Origin of the sequence: Nocardia fusca NBRC 14340 (assembly GCF_001618425.1) — a bacterium.
Classification (GTDB): domain Bacteria; phylum Actinomycetota; class Actinomycetes; order Mycobacteriales; family Mycobacteriaceae; genus Nocardia; species Nocardia fusca.
Genome location: NZ_BDCU01000017.1, coordinates 15,550 through 33,393, shown reverse-complemented (window position 1 = coordinate 33,393; position 17,844 = coordinate 15,550). Strand labels below are relative to the sequence as shown.

The 17,844-nt window shown below is 67.8% G+C and carries 16 protein-coding genes and 1 pseudogene; 4 read left to right on the top strand and 13 right to left on the bottom strand.

Annotation, left to right across the window (positions count from 1 at the left end; genetic code table 11):
• Positions 1–242 precede the first annotated feature (242 nt).
• Together NF4_RS06575 and NF4_RS06570 are read left to right on the top strand one after the other, a co-directional pair.
• The gene (locus NF4_RS06575) at positions 243–659 is read left to right on the top strand and encodes an ATP-binding protein (RefSeq protein WP_198165244.1); all 417 of its coding nucleotides are present in this window, start codon (positions 243–245) and stop codon (positions 657–659) included.
• 365 nt (positions 660–1,024) lie between these two features.
• Positions 1,025–1,909, top strand: coding sequence for an SDR family oxidoreductase (locus tag NF4_RS06570; protein ID WP_063126421.1), 885 nt, complete (start codon positions 1,025–1,027; stop codon positions 1,907–1,909).
• Positions 1,910–2,277: 368 nt separating this feature from the next.
• On the opposite strand, the gene NF4_RS06565 is transcribed toward NF4_RS06570, so the two are convergent.
• Together NF4_RS06565 and NF4_RS06560 are read right to left on the bottom strand one after the other, a co-directional pair.
• Positions 2,278–2,481, bottom strand: coding sequence for a DUF397 domain-containing protein (locus NF4_RS06565; RefSeq protein WP_232330339.1), 204 nt, complete (start codon positions 2,479–2,481; stop codon positions 2,278–2,280).
• The gene (locus NF4_RS06560; protein ID WP_084532910.1) at positions 2,478–3,359 is read right to left on the bottom strand and encodes a helix-turn-helix domain-containing protein; all 882 of its coding nucleotides are present in this window, start codon (positions 3,357–3,359) and stop codon (positions 2,478–2,480) included. The genes NF4_RS06565 and NF4_RS06560 overlap by 4 nt, the downstream gene beginning before the upstream one ends.
• Positions 3,360–3,880: 521 nt before the next feature.
• Here NF4_RS06560 and NF4_RS06555 point away from each other — a divergent pair.
• The gene (locus tag NF4_RS06555; protein WP_063126418.1) at positions 3,881–4,162 is read left to right on the top strand and encodes a hypothetical protein; all 282 of its coding nucleotides are present in this window, start codon (positions 3,881–3,883) and stop codon (positions 4,160–4,162) included.
• Positions 4,163–4,477: 315 nt separating this feature from the next.
• On the opposite strand, the pseudogene NF4_RS39080 reads toward NF4_RS06555, so the two are convergent.
• From NF4_RS39080 to NF4_RS06505, 10 genes and pseudogenes are all read right to left on the bottom strand, one after another.
• Positions 4,478–4,522, bottom strand: a pseudogene (locus NF4_RS39080) (hypothetical protein); the annotation flags it as partial.
• A gap of 226 nt (positions 4,523–4,748) precedes the next feature.
• Positions 4,749–7,199, bottom strand: a complete 2,451-nt coding sequence (locus tag NF4_RS06545; protein WP_063126416.1) for a tetratricopeptide repeat protein — start codon at positions 7,197–7,199, stop codon at positions 4,749–4,751.
• Between the two features lie 35 nt (positions 7,200–7,234).
• Positions 7,235–7,696 carry a Het-E N-terminal domain-containing protein gene (locus tag NF4_RS06540; RefSeq protein WP_063126415.1) on the bottom strand — a complete coding sequence of 154 codons (462 nt, stop codon included), beginning with the start codon at positions 7,694–7,696 and terminating at the stop codon, positions 7,235–7,237.
• 357 nt (positions 7,697–8,053) lie between these two features.
• Entirely contained in the window at positions 8,054–9,433 is a 1,380-nt protein-coding gene (locus NF4_RS06535) for a tripartite tricarboxylate transporter permease (RefSeq protein ID WP_063126414.1), read from the bottom strand.
• Positions 9,430–9,921, bottom strand: a complete 492-nt coding sequence (locus NF4_RS06530; RefSeq protein WP_063126413.1) for a hypothetical protein — start codon at positions 9,919–9,921, stop codon at positions 9,430–9,432. The genes NF4_RS06535 and NF4_RS06530 overlap by 4 nt, the downstream gene beginning before the upstream one ends.
• Before the next feature lie 34 nt (positions 9,922–9,955).
• Positions 9,956–10,918 (bottom strand): hydroxymethylglutaryl-CoA lyase, encoded by a 963-nt coding sequence (locus tag NF4_RS06525; RefSeq protein WP_063126412.1) that lies wholly within the window; start codon positions 10,916–10,918, stop codon positions 9,956–9,958.
• A 1-nt stretch (position 10,919) separates the two neighbouring features.
• The gene (locus NF4_RS06520; RefSeq protein ID WP_084532909.1) at positions 10,920–12,245 is read right to left on the bottom strand and encodes a hydroxymethylglutaryl-CoA reductase, degradative; all 1,326 of its coding nucleotides are present in this window, start codon (positions 12,243–12,245) and stop codon (positions 10,920–10,922) included.
• 97 nt (positions 12,246–12,342) lie between these two features.
• Positions 12,343–14,259 carry a helix-turn-helix domain-containing protein gene (locus NF4_RS06515; protein ID WP_063126411.1) on the bottom strand — a complete coding sequence of 639 codons (1,917 nt, stop codon included), beginning with the start codon at positions 14,257–14,259 and terminating at the stop codon, positions 12,343–12,345.
• A gap of 230 nt (positions 14,260–14,489) precedes the next feature.
• Positions 14,490–15,026 carry a hypothetical protein gene (locus NF4_RS06510; RefSeq protein WP_063126410.1) on the bottom strand — a complete coding sequence of 179 codons (537 nt, stop codon included), beginning with the start codon at positions 15,024–15,026 and terminating at the stop codon, positions 14,490–14,492.
• A gap of 4 nt (positions 15,027–15,030) precedes the next feature.
• Positions 15,031–15,519: a DUF1269 domain-containing protein gene (locus NF4_RS06505; protein WP_063126409.1), complete on the bottom strand. Its 489-nt coding sequence runs from the start codon at positions 15,517–15,519 to the stop codon at positions 15,031–15,033.
• A gap of 334 nt (positions 15,520–15,853) precedes the next feature.
• Here NF4_RS06505 and NF4_RS06500 point away from each other — a divergent pair, with 334 nt between their 5' ends.
• The gene (locus NF4_RS06500; RefSeq protein ID WP_084532908.1) at positions 15,854–16,381 is read left to right on the top strand and encodes a M15 family metallopeptidase; all 528 of its coding nucleotides are present in this window, start codon (positions 15,854–15,856) and stop codon (positions 16,379–16,381) included.
• Between the two features lie 80 nt (positions 16,382–16,461).
• Here NF4_RS06500 and NF4_RS06495 read toward each other — a convergent pair whose 3' ends face one another.
• Positions 16,462–17,694, bottom strand: coding sequence for an XRE family transcriptional regulator (locus NF4_RS06495; protein WP_232330338.1), 1,233 nt, complete (start codon positions 17,692–17,694; stop codon positions 16,462–16,464).
• Between the last annotated feature and the right edge of the window lie 150 nt (positions 17,695–17,844).

The following is a 17,844-nucleotide window of genomic DNA, read 5'->3' as shown; positions in this document are numbered from 1 at the left end:
TTCGACCGATGAGCAGTCCGGCCGGGCCCGTTCCGTGCACACCCGACGAGTCGGTGTCGCCGGTGGCGCGGCCGCCGGGATTTCGCCGAACCATGCTCTGGAAGTCACCGGGCACCGGGCCGACCGCGACGAACGGAGTCCCCGGCGCGGCCGTGTGGTTTCCGCCGGGTGGTGGCGGGTAAGCGGGGCTCAGTTGGAGCGGCCGCGGGTAGGGGGCTCGCTGGAGCGGGAGGAGAGCCGCAGTGAGTGTGATGACACCGGATCCGGAGCGGAGCGGTGATGGACCGGATGGTCTGTTTATCGAAATGGATCTCCGGACGGCGCCGGCGGCGCGGGTGCGGGCCGAGGTGCGCCACCTGGTGGGTCGTTGCCCTGGTATCGAGGTCTGCGACGCGGTGCAGGTGAGCGATGAATTGGTGAGCAACGCCCGCTGCCACGCCCGCTCGCCGCGCAGCTGCCGGCTGATGGTCGACGGCCGCGGTGGGTTCCGTATCGAGGTGGACGACGCCTCGCCCGCCCCGGCGCGGTTCCGGCGGCCCGACCACACGGGCGGGCGCGGGCTGCTGCTGGTGGCCCAGCTCGCGACCCGGTGGGGGACCGACTACCGCGACGGCGGCAAAACCGTGTGGGCCGAACTCGACCGGTCCGGCGGCAACTGATCCAGCGGCGACCGGCCGCGGAGGGGGGGCCGACCGCTCCGAGGCGCTACGGCCACGATCCGCGCGGGGCGGGAGATTGTCCTGGCATCGCCGGTCCGCGATCCGGCTCACGGCCACGTCCACCGGCGGTAGTGCGCGCCACTTCGGCCCTGGCGGGTCCCGTGGCGCCGGGGAACGTCTCACGAAGCGCCCTCGCGCCGCCGATTCACGCGGGATCCCGACCATGTCCGCGGCCGGGCGATCGAGTCACGATTCGGGGCCGGGGCTCGCAGACTCCGGCATCGCGGTAACAGCACGCTCACAAGCGCTGATATCGGCGGCCGAACCCTTCCGGGGGCGGACCGGCCGGTCTAATCTTCAACGTCATGACCGCCTTCACCGGAAAGGTCGTACTCATCACCGGCGCCGCCCGCGGTATCGGGGCGGAGCTCGCCCGGATGCTGCGGGCGCGTGACGCGCGGCTGGTACTCACCGATATCGATCCACCCCCGCTGGGGGAACTCGCCAGGGAACTCGGCGGCGACGAGTACGTCGTGGCGGTCACCGCGGATGTACGCGATCTCGCCGCGATGGAGGCCGCGGTCGCGCGGGGAATCGAAAGGTTCGGCGGAATCGATGTCGTCGTGGCCAACGCCGGTATCGGCAGCTACGGATCGGTTCTGGGGGTGGACCCCGCTGCCTTCCGGCGGGTGGTCGACGTGAACTTCGTCGGATGTTTCCATACCGTGCGCGCCGCTCTACCCGCGGTCATCGAACGGCGCGGCTACGTGCTGGTCGTATCCTCCGTCGCCGCCTACGTGGCGATGCCGGGCCTGGCGGGTTACGCCGCGACGAAGGCCGGGGTCGAGCATTTCGCCAACGCTGTGCGAGCGGAGGTCGGCTACCGTGGCGTCGCGGTCGGGTCGGCGCATATGTTGTGGATCGACACCGCGCTGGTGCGGGAAACGTTCACCGATCTGCCGGCGGCCGTGCGGGCGCTCGCCTCGTTGCCGGGCCTGTTCCAGAAAACCGTCTCGGTGCGGGAGTGCGCCGCCGCGTTCGAGCGGGGCATCGAGCGGCGCGCCGAGCGGATCAATGTGCCCGGGTGGTCGGGCGTGCTGCGCTGGCTGAAACCGGTGCTGCAGACTCCACTGATCGAGCGATTCGTCGGCACCGCCACCCGGACCTGGCTGCCCGAGATGGATGCGGAGGTGAGCGAGCTCGGCCGTTCGCTGAGCGCTCGCACCCAGGCGCTCGTCGAGGACAACTAGGGCAGGCGTCGACTCCGGCCGTCGTAGCGCGAGTGCTTACCCGTGGACGCAGTGGCCAACTCGACGGTCGGCGCGTTGACACACTCTTGGACAACAAATAGCCCGGGATCAGGTCACCGAGTTCGGCATGGGTCGAGCCGTCCGGCGTGGTGAGTGACCCGAAGACTCCGACCGAGCTGCCGGCCCGGCGCGAAGCGGGTATCGAGTCGGTCCCGTCGGCGTTCCGCTGATCGAGCCGAAGAGCAAGCCGGGGCGCACGGGTGCGTCGGCCGGATGCGGAAACGACTCGGTCGCCGTCACGACCCCTTCTCGAGGCACCTGCGGCGACCGGGCGACCGGCCTCACGCCGGTGTTTCGTTGGTCAAGGGCTACGGCCGGTCGAACCCTCCGGACCTCTCGGCCGCCAGGAAGACGTCCCACTCACCAGGTGTGAAGATCAGAGCCGGGCCGGTCGGGTTCTTGGAATCGCGCACGCCCACATGCCCGTTTTCCAGATGTGCCGCCTCTACGCAGTCTTTACCGCCATGGCTGCGGCTGCTTTTGAACCACTTCGCGGCCGTCTGGTCGATCACGGTTGCCACTCCTTCAATGCCTTCAGCATCAGTTCTCTGGATGCTGACCTGGGCAACGCTACCTGCCGGATGCATTCTGCCTCTCGGGAGAACCGCTTCACTTCGGCCTCACGTTCCAGATACAGGTCGCCGGCCAGACCTTCGACGTAGGCAACTGGGGGTTCCTGGAGCTTGGATGTCAGTAGCGGCGGAAACGAGAACAGTACGAATGGGGAAGCGATGAGGCCGCTCGGGTTCTTGGCCCGGAACGGGACTATGCGAATCTCGACTCGCTCGGATCTGTTGACCAGGGTTTGGATCTGCGTTGCCATGATCTGCGGGTTTCCGACCTGGTAATGGAGTACGCCTTCGGCCAGCAATGCCTCGAAACGGAAGTCTCGCTGGTCGAGCATGGCCTGTCGCTTGGCGGCCATGTCCAACATGTGGTCGACCTCTTCCGCAGGGGTGTCATGAGACGTCGCCCATGTGATGGCGCGTCGGTACTCGCGGGTCTGGAGGAGCCCGGGCACCAGGGTCGTCTGCCAGGAAGTCACCCAGTCGGCCGCATCCTCGAGTGACAGGTAGTGGTCGAAGTTGGTGGCCAACGAGTCCGCGTAGGCACGCCACCAACCACCACCAGTTGCTGCTGAGGTGCGGATCTCCTGTGCCAGTGCGAGTAGCAGCCGACGTTCCGAATCGGTGGCTCGATAGGCGTTGGCCAACGTATTCAGCAGCATGTCGGTGACTTTGGTGATGCGCCCGTCTTCGAGCCGACCGTAGGTCTGGGGACTCGTTTCGGCGATGCGGGAGGCCGCGGCCGCCGTAAAGCCGGACCGCTCGCGGAGTTTTCTCAGCTGTCGGCCCAACGCTCGCCGCGGAAGGGTGGATCCAGAGGGCATCTCTTTACCTTTGCTAACCGGATCGACGAAATATGGAGGCGTCCATGGAGAAATACTGTGGGTTCTGCCATGGAAGTTCCACGGTAGCTCTTCCGAACTCGTTGTGGCGGCGGTCTACTGAGGACGCACCCGGCGCAGGCCACCCCCTCGGAATCGCCGGGGGACACCAGGTCAACGCCAGGAGCGCCGCGAACTGGTGGTCCATCGTTCACAGTGTGGTCGCTGATGCCCTGTTGGACCCTGCGCCGGGTGCTCTCCAAGACTAGCCAGGAGCAGGGGATTGCCCATGTATGCCAAAGAATTACGGTGCGGTCGGCCGAGCGAATTCCCTTCGGGGCGGCTACCCGCTCGTACGCCCGTGGTCACGCGGATACCGGATGGACCGGCGGCGGTGCTGCCGTCGATCGAACGGCTGGAGTTCATCGCTCACGCGATGCGGCGCTGGTGTGCCGACGCGGGAGGTCCGCGTGGTCACGGCTGAGAGTCCTGCCGCGATCGGGCAGGTCAGGCGGGATGTTCCCATGTCCGGCGTGGACCTGCACGAGCTGGCGCGTCGGCACGGGTATCGGCTCGTGTACACCGTGTACACCGACGCACGTCCACTGGTGACCGTACTGGCGCTGGCCCGGCACGCGAGCGAGTTCGACGCGCGAGCAGTGGTCGTACCCGGTTTCGAACACGCCGAATCGGTGCGGCAGCTGGTGACCGAGCATGCGGCACTGATCACTCCGATGCGGCTCTACCCGCGCGGTCACCGCTGGGCCACGTCCGAGGGGTCGCCGGGGCGGCCGGGAGATGGCTGATCTGGCGCTGATGCACCTGGCGCTGGGCCTGCTCGGGCTCACGGTCGCGCTCTGGTGGCCCGGGCCCTGAAACCGGGGATACCCCCACCTTGGCTCCGCGCAGGTGGGGGTATCCCCGATTACGGCCGAACGGGCTGATGGCCCGCTGAGGCGTATCTCAGGCCTCGCCGTTGCGGTAGGCGTCGAGGCGGATGGTCGCGGTCGCCTCGTGAGCGGCCATACCTTCGTACTGTGAGATGGTTTCGACGGCCCCGGCCGCCTCTGGGTGGCCGACCGCTCCACGCGCCGGTAGGTGAGCGGTTCGAGGAAGCGGGAAACCGAGAGGCCCGCACTGTGTTTGGCGCCACCGGCGGTCGGCAGTACGTGGTTGGTGCCCGAACTCGCGCGGTCCGGCGGGCGCGACCGCAGTGCGGCCGACGAACATGACCAGATGATCGGCGTGCAGCAAGGTACCGTGCGCGCTGGCGATCTCCACGATTGCGCTACTCGCCCCCGCGGCGGTGGTGCCGGGTGCCGGGACCGTGGCTACCCATGATGGAGACCTTCCGAGTCGAGCAGGATCCGAAAACAGTCACACGTAGCCCGTTCAGGATTTCCGCCTGCGCTTCCGCTTCTGCTTCCGTTTTCGGGGCAGATCGCCCGGGTTGTACCTCGCGGCGGGGTCGCCGGTGTCGGCAGCCTTCCGCCACCGGGTTTCCACTTCCGCGACCTTATCGCGCTCCCAGAACAGTTTACCGAGTTCGAATCTCGCAGCGAGATACCCGGCGGCGGCAGCCTTCCGCCACCAGGTTTCCGCTTCCGCGTCCGCGCTCCGCTCACGGAGCAGAACACCCAGGTTGTACATCGCGACGGGGGCGCCCGTCCCGGCGGCCTTGCGGTACCAGGTTTCCGCTTCCGCGACCTCGCCCCGGTTCCAGAGCAGAACACCCAGATTCACCATCGCGGCGGGGTCGTCGGTGGCGGCGGCTTTCCGGTACCAGGTTTCTGCTTCCGCGTCTTCGCCCCGGTCGCGGAGCAGAACGCCCAGGTTGTACATCGCAGGGGTGTACCCGGTGGCGGCGGCTTTCCGGTACCAGGTTTCTGCTTCCGCGTCTTCGCCCCGGTCGCGGAGCACAACACCCAGGTTGTACATCGCGACGGGGGCGCCCGTCCCGGCGGCTTTCCGGTACCAGGTTTCCGCTTCCGCGTCGTCGCCTCGCTTCCGAAGCAGATCACCCAGATTCACCATCGCGGCGGGGTCGTCGGTGGCGGCTTTCCGGTACCAGGTTTCCGCTTCCGCGTCTTCGCCCCGGTCGCGGAGCAGAACGCCCAGGTTGTACATCGCGGGGGTGTACCCGGTGGTGGCGGCTTTCCGGTACCAGGTTTCTGCTTCCGCGACCTCGCCTCGCTTCCGGAGCAGAACACCGAGATTCACCATCGCGGCGGGGTCGTCGGTGGCGGCGGCTTTCCGGTACCAGGTTTCCGCTTCCACATCCGCGCCCCGGTCGCCGAGCAGAACACCCAGGCTGAACATCGCCCTGGAGTCGTCGGCGGCGGCGGCTCTCCGGTACCAGGTTTCCGCTTCCGCGTACTCGCCCCGGTCGCGGAGCAGAACACCCATGTTGTACAACGCGGGCGGGGACCCGGTGGCGGCGGCTGTCCGCCACCAGAATTCCGCTTCCGGGACCTCGTCCCGCTCGCGGAGCAGAACACCCAGGTTGTACATGGCATCGGAGTTGCCGGCGATGGCGGCTTTCCGGTACCAGGTTTCCGCTTCCGCGTACTCGCCCCGCTCGTAGAGCAGAACTCCCAGGTTGGCCATCGCGCCGAGATGGCCGATAATCGCCGCACGACGCAGCAGCGCGAGCGCGCTGGTTGTATTGGCGCGCGTGTAGGCAGTGTCCGCGACCGATATCAGCACGCCGAGGTCGGCATCCTGAGTCGCGTCCTCCCAGAAGGTGTCCGGAATGAAGCGCGGGGGGCGGTGATCTTGTCCGTCGTCGGCGGCAACGAGATAGTCGAAGGGCCGGTATCCACGGGTTCCCTCGCCATCGAGGAAGCCGGTGTGCAGCGCAGCGGCACGCCCGGCCCCGGTTGGCGGTGTACGGGCAGCGGCGATCGCCGCACGGACCGTCTCGCCGGTGATGTCGATCTCCGGCCGGTTCACTCGGATTCTGCGCATAGTGAGATCGGTGAGAACGGGCTCGGTGATCGGATCCGGTCGTCCGATACGCGCCCAGTCGACCGCGACCGCGATCACGCTGTGCTGTACCGGGTCTGTGGCTTTGGCGTCGTCATAGCGTGCCAGCAGCTCCGGCGCCCCCGCCAGTGCTTCCCCCAGGCCGTATCCGGCCGAGATCTGGCCGGGGTAGGCGAGGATGGCAGCGGCCTGCTCGTCGGGGTCCTCACTGGTGGATACCAAGTCGATCAACAGTGCCTGATCGAGCAGCAAGCGGGTGTCGCGCCGCAGTTCTCCCTCGCCTTTGAGCTGGGCGCGCATCTCCGACCGCAACGTCGCCACCACCACCGTGCGTCCGGCGCGCGCGGTCAACCGCGATAGAACCGCCGGGGTGAGTGGCCGGGCACCTGTCAGGTACTCGTGCAGGTCGTCCAGCCACACTACTACGGTGTCATCGGTGCTGTTCACTCGCTCGTGGGCGACCAGATCTTCCAGGCCGTCGAGAACCGGCCACAGCACCCGGGCCGTTGGCTCGAACGCATGGACTGCTTCGAACAGGGTGCGGGTCTTGCCCGCCTTCGACGGGCCGACCACAAGCACCATCCGGGTACCTGTCAGCGCTCGGGCGAGCCGGGCATCGACCTGGTTGGCAGTGCGCGCCAGATATCGGTCCCGCCCACCGTAGGTGTCGGGACCGCCGAACGCCGAACTCGTTGCCCCCATCAGGTACGGGTTCACAGCCGCGACCTCGGGGAGGTCGGTGTCGCCGAAAATCCGGACCAGGTCACGCAACGACCGCCGTGGCTCATCACGTGGCTCGATCGAGATGTTGAGGTCGCGGAATTTGTTCCCGGTGAGGGCGATGTGTCCACCACCCATGGATGCCGGAGCATCAGGCGCGGGAGTGCCGGGGTTCAGGCCCGCGCCGATTCGGGGTCCTGCGGCTCGCCGAGTTTCGCGCGCACGCCCCGTATCTCCGCCGTACCGGCAATACGGCTGTTCTTTACCCGCACACCGTCACCAGCGGATTCGACATCGGAGATATGCAACGCCGCGGCCACCAGGCCTTCCACGTCGACACCGATTACCGCCTGCGGAGCATGCTGCCGCACGGCCTCCAGCAGTACCACCGCAGCTTCACCGAGCTCTGAATCACCGGCCGCGCCGGCGTCTTCGAGGTCTTCGGCCAGCGATGCTCGCTTCGACTCCGAGTCGGGCTTGCGCTCAACGCCCGATACGTCCACATCGCCGTACTTACGCGAGATCAGACTCTTCAACCCCGCGTACGCATCCTTCACCGCTTGCGCCCCGGTCTCGGTCAGCCCCGTCGCTGCACCCAGCGCGACTGCGGTAACCACCACCGTTATCGGATCCATTCGTGGACCTCCCGTTTCCGACGTCCCGGCTACCGCCGGTGAACCCACAAAGCTAGCTGAAAACCCAGCGCTGGACAGCTGTTCCGGCTCACGACGATCGGGAAAACACGCAATAAGAAACGCTTACCGGAATCGGATTCGGCACTCTGAAATCGGGACGCGACCAGCCGGATCGCGCGGCCGTCGCTGGGCCGAGAGCTCGCGGGGCCGCCGCCGGATGGCTGATCTCGCGCTGGTGCACCTGATGCTGGGTCTGCTGGGACTCACGGTCGCGCTCTGGTGGCCTGGGCACTGAAAGCGGAACTGCCCCCGCTGCGTCCGCGCAGGTGGGGCAGTTCCGGTTGGCGCCGGGCGAGCTCAGAGGGCGAGCGCCGCGGGGATCGTCAGTACCGCGACGTAGTAACCCATGAACAACACTCCGGCGTGGATCTTGAAGAACCGGCACAGCAGGCCGCCCACGAGACCGACCGTGAGCGTCACGGCGAGTCCCAGAATCCCGCCCTCCCACACGCTGATCACCACGACGAGTCCGGCGAAGGCGGCGATGATGGCTTCGTGGCTTACGAACCGCACGACGACGGTCGCGGCCCGATGGGCGAAGTTCATCGCGAAGGGGTAGGCGATGAGGCCGGCCACCGCGACGGCAGCGAGTCCGTACAGCAGGAATTCGGTGCTGGTGAGTGCGGTGGACAGGTTGTCGATATTGCCGTTGCCGTCGTCGGTGGTGAAAACCGGTGGTGCGTTGAACAAGGGGGCGGCGGGCCCGGCGGCGACCGGGCTCAGCGGCAGTCCGAAGGCGATGAGGGGGATCAGGGCTTCGGCGATATAGGTGGATTCGGTCGTGCCGTTGCGGGCGGCGATCACCGAAGTGAGCCGGCGGTAACCGTGTTTGATGCGGCTCCCGACCACTTCGCCCATCAGGACCGTCATGGCGACCGGGCTGAAAACGAAGGTGGCGCTGGAAACGGTGGCGGTGGCCGCGACATAGCCGGTCTGTCCACGGTCGAGGATCCGGAAGGGATTGGGAAAGTAGCCCTTCCAGGTCTTGACGTCGGGTGCGAGCCATACCGTCGCCGGCTCCTTGCGCGCCATCTCGGCACGTCCCTGTGGCCCCAAGGACAAGAAGAGGTCGGCGATGAGCGGTCCGACGGCGATGCCGAGGAAATAACTGATGTTGAGTGAGACATCGTAGGACGCCGTGAGCTGTTTGAGACCGAGGATGAGGACCACGAACGGTACGAGCGCGAGCACGCCCGCCCATTTCCCGGGCGACGCGTAGGCGATGCCGATGGCGGCCAGCAGGAACAACCACGGGGCGGCGGACTGGACCGTATCGGCGACCGGGGCCAGCAGCACGGCGAACAGCACGGCGGCGGGGACGGCTATCACAGCGGCGATGAGAGCGGCGGAGATCGCTTTGCGGAGCGCGATATGGGGCACGCCCAGTGCGCGCAGCATCCGCGCTTCGCGCATGAGTGGGACCGCCATCGTATCCCCGGGTATGCCGAGGAGTGTGGTCGGCGCCGCATGCGTCATATGTTTGGCCACGGCTCCGGCGAGGAAAAATGTGAACACGCCTGCCGGGGGAGCACCGAGCAGAATCACCAGCAGGGTCAGCGGGGCGATGGTCGCGGTTTCGTCGGTACCCGAAACCATTCCGATCAACGAGAAGACGATTGCGCCGACCACGGCGAGCATGATGGCCAGCGCGATATCGCTGGTGAGGATCGAACTCATGACACTGTCCCGGTGGTGGAGTGTTCGGCTTCGGTGAACCGCCGGCTCAACCCGAGTTCGTCGAGTTCACGCCGGGTGTGTGCGGGCAGATCGTCCAGCGAGCCCAGCCCCTGTCGTTCCTCGCGCAGTGCGGCGATGACCTCGCCGACGGCCGCGTCTTCGGACACCTCGGTGACCACGATCCGCTTCGGACGGAAAAGTCGCCCGCAGATCAGACCGGCGATCACACATCCGGCGATCCCCACGAGGAGCGCGTAGGCGTCGGCGAGCGAATCGTTCGCCACGAACGAAGAGAATGCTCGCTCCGACAGCAGAAGTGCGGACAGGCTCACGCAGATGCCTATGACCACGGATACGGCCAGGTGGCGACCGACGACGGTATCACCCCATACCTCGAGGTACTGCGGATGTTCGCGGCCGGAGGCCGGCTCTGCGGTGGGCGGGTCGACCGGTGGCACTGCCGCGGTCAGCGGGGGTTGGGTGGGCATGGGTACTCCGTCGGCGTCGAGGGGGTCGGGCAGGTCAGGATGTCGAGGCGGTGAGGGCGCGGACCACTCGCGAAGGGCTGGGCCGACCGATGACGGTGGACATCCACCGGGAAGTCGCGGTGAGCGTGTCCAGATCGATACCGGTGGCGATTCCGAGGCCGTGCAGCATCCACACCAGGTCCTCGGTGGCCAGATTTCCGGTGGCTCCGGCGGCATACGGGCAGCGACCCAGGCCGCCGGCGGCGCTGTCGAACTCGGTGATCCCGGCGCTCAGGGCGGCATAGACGTTCGCGAGCGCCTGGCCGTAGGTGTCGTGGAAATGCATCGCCGTGATCTCCGGGCGGATACCGCGGTCGAACAGGGCTTCCAGCAGGTCGAGGACGTGTCCGGGCGTGGCGACCCCAATGGTGTCGCCCAGCGAGATCGAGGCCACCCCCATGTCGAGGAGGCGTTCGGCGATATCGGCGACGGCCGAAGTGTCGACAGCGCCCTCCCAGGGGTCCCCGAAACACATCGAGATGTATCCGCGCGTGGCAAGCCCCTGTGCTCCGGCACCGCGCACTACGGGGCGTGCGGATTCGAGCGCGCCGTCGATGGTGGTGTGCAGGTTCTTGTCCGCGAAGGTCTCGGTCGCGCTCACGAATACGGCGAGTTCCGCGGCGCCGGCGGCCAACGCCCTGTCGAGCCCGCGGCGGTTCGGTGCCAGCACCACCCGGCGGATATCGCTGGGCAGGTCCAGGACGGCCAGCAGCTGCTCGGCATCGGACAGCTGTGGGATCCATCGCGGTGAGACGAAGCTCGTGAGCTCGAGCGCCGGCACCCCCGCGGCGGCGAGCCGCCGGCAGAATTCGGCTTTGACCGGTGTCGGAACCACAGTGGCTTCCGCCTGGAGACCGTCGCGGGGGCCGACTTCGTAGACCCGGACCGCGGCCGGCAGATCCGGCCTGCGGTGGACGTGCGGTGCGGGCCGGCGGACGGCCCCGGTGTCGGGCGCCACCTCAGCTCCGGTTCCGCAGGTCGGCGAGCACCCTTTCGGCGTGCTCGACGCGAATGTTCCTGTCCTGGATGAGCTGTGCGACGACAGCGTCGAGCTCCGCGGTGCGCGCTCCGGCGGTGACCGCGACGGTACGGGCGTGCAGGCTCATATGGCCACGCTGGATGCCTTCGGCCGCGAGGGCGCGGCAGGCGCCGAGATTCTGGGCCAGTCCCACCGCGACCACGACCTCCGCGAATTCGGTGGCCGACTCCACGCCGAGGATCTTGATCGCTGCCCGCGCGACGGGATGGGCCTTGGTGGCTCCGCCCACCAGACCGACCGCCATCGGCACCTCCAGCGTGCCGGACAGATGTCCATCGGCGGTCTTCTCGAAGTGCGAAAGAGCCGTGTACCGCCCATCGGGACCGACGGCGTGGGAGTGACAGCCCGCTTCGACGGCGCGGGTGTCGTTGCCGGAGGCCAGTACCGCGGCGGTAATGCCGTTCATGATGCCCTTGTTGTGCGTGGCGGCACGGTATGGGTCGGCTTCGGCGAGCGCGGAGGCGTGCACGATATCGTCGACGACCTGCTCGCCGCCCAGCAGATCACGGTCGAAGACGGCGCGGGCCCGCACGATTCGCCGGTCGGCCATATTGGTGAGGATGCGGAGCAGGGGCCGCCCGCCGGCGATGGCCGCGAGCCGGGGCGCGATGGCCTCGGCCATGGTGTTGACCGCGTTGGCCCCCATCGCATCGCGCACATCGACCACCAGATGCGTGACGACATGTGTGCCGGTTCGCGTCGGCACCAGGCGCACCTGTAGGTCCGTCGCGCCGCCGCCGAACCGGACCAGGGTCGGGTCCTGCTCGTTGGCGAGGTCCACGACGGTCGAGCGTTGTTCCAGAATGCGCAGGCGCGCGGTCTCGGGATCGGGTAGGTCCAGCAACTGGATCTGCGCCTGCATCATCGGACCGGTGCCGGAGGTGAAGAATCCGCCTCGCTCGCGGGCCATGCGTGCGGCATTGCTCGCCGCGGCGACGACCGACGGCTCCTCGGTGGCCATGGGGACCAGATAATCTCGGCCGTTGATCCGGAAGTTGGTGGCGATGCCGACGGGAATGCCCAGCACCCCGATCACATTTTCGATCATGTGATCGGCATGCTCGGTGTCCAGGCCCTGCGCAGGTTCGAGAACGTCCAGCTCCGCGACAGCTACCCCGGTCCGTTCGGAAACCACCGAGCGGCGCTGCTCGACGGACGAGTCCTTGAATCCCGGAATCCTGCTGTTCACGGTCACTGCGCCGCCCTCCACATCGCGGGGCGCGGTATCCGCGGCCCCGATGAACATTTGCCGGGTCCGACGGTACGACCGCGTTGTAACCCGCGACATGTGGGATGACCACATGAACCGGCGGTTTGAGTGTGTTGAGGACACATTTTGCTGTTCATGGCCGGGATACCGAACGCAACTCGTCCAGCCGAGTGGCGAGCGAGATACGGAATAGGTGTTCGTCCTGGCGCCAATCCGCTCCGAGCAGGGCTTTGAGGCGGTCGAGGCGTTGCAGGATCGTATTGGGGTGGTAGTTCAGCGCTCGCGCGGTCTTCGTCGGGCTTGCCTCGTGCCGCACGAAGGTGCGCAGCGTGGTGAGCAGATCGGTGCCGTGCCGGGTGTCGTAGTCGACGACCGGCCCGATGGTGAGATCGAGGAAGGACTGCAGGGCTTGCGGGTTGGCGCCGAACAGGACGGTGTACGGGGCGTAGGCGTCGGTGGCGACCGCGCGGTCGTCGATGCCCAGCCCGGTCAACAGGCGCACTGTCTGTTGCGCTGTGCGGAACAGGTCCGGGAGCTCGTCGGGCGCGGCGGCCCGCGGCGGGGCCACGACCAGCACCGGGGCCCCCAGTGTGCCGGTGAGATGCCTTCGCAGATCGTTCGCGAAGGCCATCGGATCGACAGCCGATCCGATCACCGTGATGGTGGTCGCGTGCTCACCCACCAACCCGGCGCGGCCGAGGAAACCCGCGGCAGCCCGTTCGGCCCCGGCCCGCCGGGCCGGCGGCACATCGACGATGAGCAGCGTGCGCAGTTCGGACAACGTCAGGCGGTGGTTGCGCGCCCGCTGGTCCAGACCGCGACGTCGCTCCCGCGATGAATGCAGCAGGTCGGCGATGAGCTCGCCGCGCTCACGGCGGGATGCGTCGGTGACCGCCCGCTGTTGCAGGGCCAGCAGAGCGGCGACCTGAGCCGCCCGTTCGATCGTGCGTCGCTCCACCGGACCGAGTTCCACGCTGCCCGGGCTGAGCAGCAGGGCCCCGAAGTGGAGTTCGCCGGCGGTGACGGCGGCAACCACCTCGACCGATCTGTTCTTGGCGACAGACCGGCAGTGCCCGCTCGAACGACTCAGCGCTATCGCGGCACGCACATCCGGGGACAGGCTCACCGCCGTATGCTCCTGGTCCGCGGCCGCGGAGGCGGCGAGCGCGAAGGAATCGGCGTCGATGATCGTCACCCGCCGGTCCAGCGCCGCCGCCAAGGTGTGCGCGACCTGTGTGAAGCCGCCGCCGGACAGGACGGCGTGGACGAGTTCCTGGTGGACCGCGCTCGACCGATCGCGCGCTTCCAGGTGCGCGGTCAATTTCTCCAGGGCGCCGCGAGTGCGGTCCTGCGACTCCCGGAGTTGCGTGAGGATGTTCGCGGTCTGCAACACCACCGAGGCGTGGTCGGCCAGAGCCGAGAGCAGCGCGATCTCTTCGGGGGTGAACTGGTGTTCCTGCCGGGTCGCGGCGAAGAGCACGCCGAGTACGGTGCCGTCGGAGAGCATGGGCACGCCGAGGATGGAGATGATCCCCTCGGCGAAGACGGCATCGTCGATGGTGTGCTCATGGGTGCCTCCCGCGTACTCGCTGTACCGTGGCACCCACTGCGCCGACCGGGTATCGGCGATCCGGCTCGCCAGTCCCGTCCCGGCGGGGACATGCAGGTCCTGGAATTGCGGGGTCACCGCCCCCATCGTCTTGCGAACGTGCAGGTCGCGGGTGGTGGCGTCGAACTCCGACAAATAGGTCACATCGGTGCCCATCATCTCGTGGGCGCGCGCCACCAACCTGGCCAGCAGCGCATCGATATCACGCACCTCGGCCAGATCGCGGGCACTGGAGAACAGCGCGGTGAGCTCCTGTTCGCGGCGCCGTAGGCGGGTGACCTCGGCCCGGTCGCGACGCGCGTGGTCGACGATATCGCCGACCGTGCCGGTATCGAGTCCCAGTTCGGTCAGCGAGGCCGCCAGCGTGGTGACATCCGGTTCGCCGCGGGTGACGGCCCGAAGAACCTCGTGAACGATATGGGCGAGGTCACTGCTGTTCATGGTTACAGACTGCCCGTGTCCACCGGCCCGGTTCGATGCGCTCCCCATGACCGCTGCCCAGCACGACACCAGGGTGCCGAGGTGTTCCACGGCGGTAATCTCCGGAACCTCGGCGGCGAGCTTGGAGAACAATGCCTACTTCCCGACCCGTGGTGGCACGACCGGCTACGCCGCAACCGCCTCCAGCACCGAAGCGACCGCCAGTGCGCGGGCGTCCTCTGGGCGCGGCATCAATGGGTCAGCGCGATTTTGACGATCACGACGAGGGCGGCGGCGAGAGTGAGCAGTAGCGCGGTGACCACGGTGGCGCGGGTGGGCCGCCGGCCGCGGAGTCTGCCGATGACGAAGACGATCCCGCCGATACGCACGAGGATGACGAGTTCCGCGAGGATCTGCGCGGTGCGGGGTGCGAGCCAGTCAAGCCATCCGGCGGCGAGGATGGCACAGGGTAGGGCCGCGGAGGTGAGGATCGGTGCGGAGTTGCGCAGTGCGCGGACCCGGTCGCCGAGGGTAGGGGTGTGTTGTTCGCGGACGGTGCGGGCCACGGTCTCGGCGAAGCTGTGGGCGATGAACGTGGACAGGGCCGTGCCGAGGACGACGAGGATGCCGAGGTGTTTCTCGGTGGTGACGATGGGCACGAGTGCGGTGAGGACGAGGATGTTGCCGTAGATGTAGGCACTGATCCGGCTGGCCGCGTTATCGCGGTCCAGTGGGTTCCGGGCGGAGAACAGCGGGCCGTGCAGCAGGCCGGCCGGGTCGGCTTCCATGGGATCAGTCGGCGAAGACCTCGCGCAACTTCGCTTCCTGCTCATGGGACAGGTTGGTGGAGACCAGCTCCGCCGACTGGCCGTGGAATGCCTCGTGCACCTTGTCCACCGTGGCATCGGAGGTCAACGCGAACAGTGCGGAGGTGCCGGGGGTGAGCTTGTCGCGCACCTCCTTGATGAAGTCGTCGTCGATACCGATATCGGCCAGCGACCCCGACATCGCGCCCAGACCCGCACCCATCGCGGCACCGATCAGTGGGATGAAGAACAACAACCCGAACAGCAGGCCCCAGAACGCGCCACCCAGTGCACCGAGCCCGGTCAAGCTGTGCAGCTGGCGGGTCTTGGGTTTCTTCGCGTCCGCCGGCCAGCTGACCACGGCCGCGTCCTGCACAGTGATCAATTCCCGGCGTTGCAGATCCTCCAATGTCGAGACGGCGGTATCGGCACCGGTGGCAGTGGGGAACTTCCAGACGGTCAACGTACCGGCCATCTCGGCTCCTTCATCAGGGTGAGTACGCTTCCGGGTCGACCCTAAGGCCGGTCGCATACCGGTTCCTCACCCGTTGGGGGTGAGAGTCCATGTCACCGGGGCCGGGGACGTACCACTCGTCCGTCGCGCTCGTGGGCCACCCGCCGGGAAGACAACAGTTACGTCGTTCGCGAGGTTGCGGTCGGTGCGTTGAGCGGAGTGCGACAAGGGGGTTCGCCGCCGCGGGGACCCGGTTGGGCGACAGATGACAGGAACATGGCTGCGGGGTCACGTTTGTGCAGCTCAGCTCATATTTCAGCGGAATCGGTGGAGCGTCGCCGATAGGATCGTCGCCATGATCGACTCCGCGCGCGTCCTGTCCCGTCGCACCGGTGTGACGGCCGCGATCCTGGCCGCCGCGGCCACCGGACTGATACTGGGCGCCGCGCCCGCCACCGCCGCGCCCGCGTTCCCGGTCCCGCCGCTCACCGAGGTGGCGGCGGCGGGCACCGAAGGCCTGGACCCGCTGCTGGCCCTGGCCTACACCATGGCTGAACAGGAGGCACACGCTCGTGGGGTGCCGATGACGATCAACTCCGGTTACCGCTCGCCCGAGGAGCAGCGGGCGATGTGGGAGGAGGGGCTGCGCACCTACGGGAGCCCGGCGGAGACCCGGCGTTGGGTGCTGCCCCCGGAGGAATCCACCCATGTCACCGGCCGGGCCGTCGATATCGCGCCCCGGGAGGGCGCCGCATGGCTGGAGGCCAACGGCAACCGCTGGGGGCTGTGCCGGACCTTCGACAACGAATGGTGGCATTTCGAACTCGCCACCCTCCCGGGGGCCGCGTGCCCGGCCCGGGTCCCCGATGCCGCGCACCGGTGACGCGGGGGCCTGCGGACTGTGCTGGCCCTTCGACCACCAGTGGTGGCATGTCGAGCCGGTGAGTGGGCGGCCCACGTAGCTCAGACGCCCGACAGCGACCGGAGCTCGTCCAGGAAGGCGCGGGTTCGCGGATCACCGGGGAAGTTCTCCACCAGTTCCTGCGCCACCTCGCTGCCGATGCACAGCAGCGAGGGCAGGGACCGCCGTTTCGCCTCGAATGCCCGCCGCCCCTGCGCCACCGCCAGTTCCAGATCGCGCCCGCGGGCGGCGACCACGGCCAGGGTGAGGTGCGCTTCGGCGACCCGCATCGGATTGCGCACCGAACCGTCCAGAGCGACCGAGTCGGCCAGTACCGCCTGCGCGTACATCTCGGCGCGCGCGTCGTCCCCGACGACCCGGGAGCAGTCCATGGCATAGAAGTCGAACTTCTGCGGATCCACGACGAAATGATTCTCGAGATCGTCGGGGTGGCCGAGCCGGTTCAGCAGGGTGCGGCCCTCGGCCAGCGCCGCGTCCACGGCCGTGCGATCGCCCAGCCGCGCCCACGCCTTCGCCCGCTGGGCGGCCAGTTGCACACCGACCCCGCTGGCCGTGCATTCCGCCGGTACCGCCTCGGCCGCCTGGATCACCCCGCGATGATTGCCCTGGGTCAGCGCGAACCAGGCCGCCAGTTCCGAACTCCAGCCGATGATCTCGGCATGCCCGGCCTCCTGACCCAGCGACCGGGCCGCCCGTCGGGTGGCCTCGGCGCTGCTGCGCCGGCCGAGATCGTATTCGAGACAGCCGAGTAGCAGCGCCACCCACCCGGCCAGCTCCAGGACCTCTTTGTGCTGGGCCAGGGTGAGCCGGCCGTCGAGCAGCGCGGCGATCCGGCGCAGCCAGCCCGCGGCCTCGAGATGGAGTTCGTGCGGATCGGTGGAGGCGTAGTCACAGCACAGCCGCTGCGCGGTGATCCGCACCGCGTCCAGGGTGGCCGTCGAAATATCGGACATGCGAAGGCGTCCCATGAATTCGAGCGTGTCCATGCCGGTGGCGGTGAGCAATTCGTCATCGCGGCTCGGCCGGGCCTTCGGGAAGAACGCCGCGGCCACCGAGTCGAAGGTGGCCGCGATGAGGGGCGCGTAGAAATCGTCGGGTCGTGATTCACCGGATTCCCAACGCCGCCAATTGCGTAGCAGTGTGCTGTCGGTCGGGAGATTGTGGGACGACTTGGCGCGCAGGGCGCGGACGGCGTCCACCTGTGACCACCCACGCGCATCGCGTTCCGAGCGCATCCGGATGGCCCACAGCGGACGATCTTCAGCAGCAGTCACGCGGCCAGTATTGCACCAGCAAACTTTCCGTGGACCCCAGAGGGCATTCAGATGTCCCCGCATGACCTCTTCTGTCGTTGTCGCGGTTGGGTCATCCTCGAATAGGACCGGCTTCGTACCGGTTCAAGCAACACCCCCGCGAATGCGGGG

Coding starts and splice junctions, on each gene's coding strand:
- NF4_RS06570 (WP_063126421.1), top strand. CDS start 1,025: ATGACCGCCTTCACCGGAAAGGTCGTACTCATCACCGGCGCCGCCCGC.
- NF4_RS06560 (WP_084532910.1), bottom strand. CDS start 3,359: ATGCCCTCTGGATCCACCCTTCCGCGGCGAGCGTTGGGCCGACAGCTG.
- NF4_RS06555 (WP_063126418.1), top strand. CDS start 3,881: ATGTCCGGCGTGGACCTGCACGAGCTGGCGCGTCGGCACGGGTATCGG.
- NF4_RS06545 (WP_063126416.1), bottom strand. CDS start 7,199: ATGGGTGGTGGACACATCGCCCTCACCGGGAACAAATTCCGCGACCTC.
- NF4_RS06540 (WP_063126415.1), bottom strand. CDS start 7,696: ATGGATCCGATAACGGTGGTGGTTACCGCAGTCGCGCTGGGTGCAGCG.
- NF4_RS06535 (WP_063126414.1), bottom strand. CDS start 9,433: ATGAGTTCGATCCTCACCAGCGATATCGCGCTGGCCATCATGCTCGCC.
- NF4_RS06530 (WP_063126413.1), bottom strand. CDS start 9,921: ATGCCCACCCAACCCCCGCTGACCGCGGCAGTGCCACCGGTCGACCCG.
- NF4_RS06520 (WP_084532909.1), bottom strand. CDS start 12,245: ATGTTCATCGGGGCCGCGGATACCGCGCCCCGCGATGTGGAGGGCGGC.
- NF4_RS06515 (WP_063126411.1), bottom strand. CDS start 14,259: ATGAACAGCAGTGACCTCGCCCATATCGTTCACGAGGTTCTTCGGGCC.
- NF4_RS06510 (WP_063126410.1), bottom strand. CDS start 15,026: ATGGAAGCCGACCCGGCCGGCCTGCTGCACGGCCCGCTGTTCTCCGCC.
- NF4_RS06505 (WP_063126409.1), bottom strand. CDS start 15,519: ATGGCCGGTACGTTGACCGTCTGGAAGTTCCCCACTGCCACCGGTGCC.
- NF4_RS06500 (WP_084532908.1), top strand. CDS start 15,854: ATGATCGACTCCGCGCGCGTCCTGTCCCGTCGCACCGGTGTGACGGCC.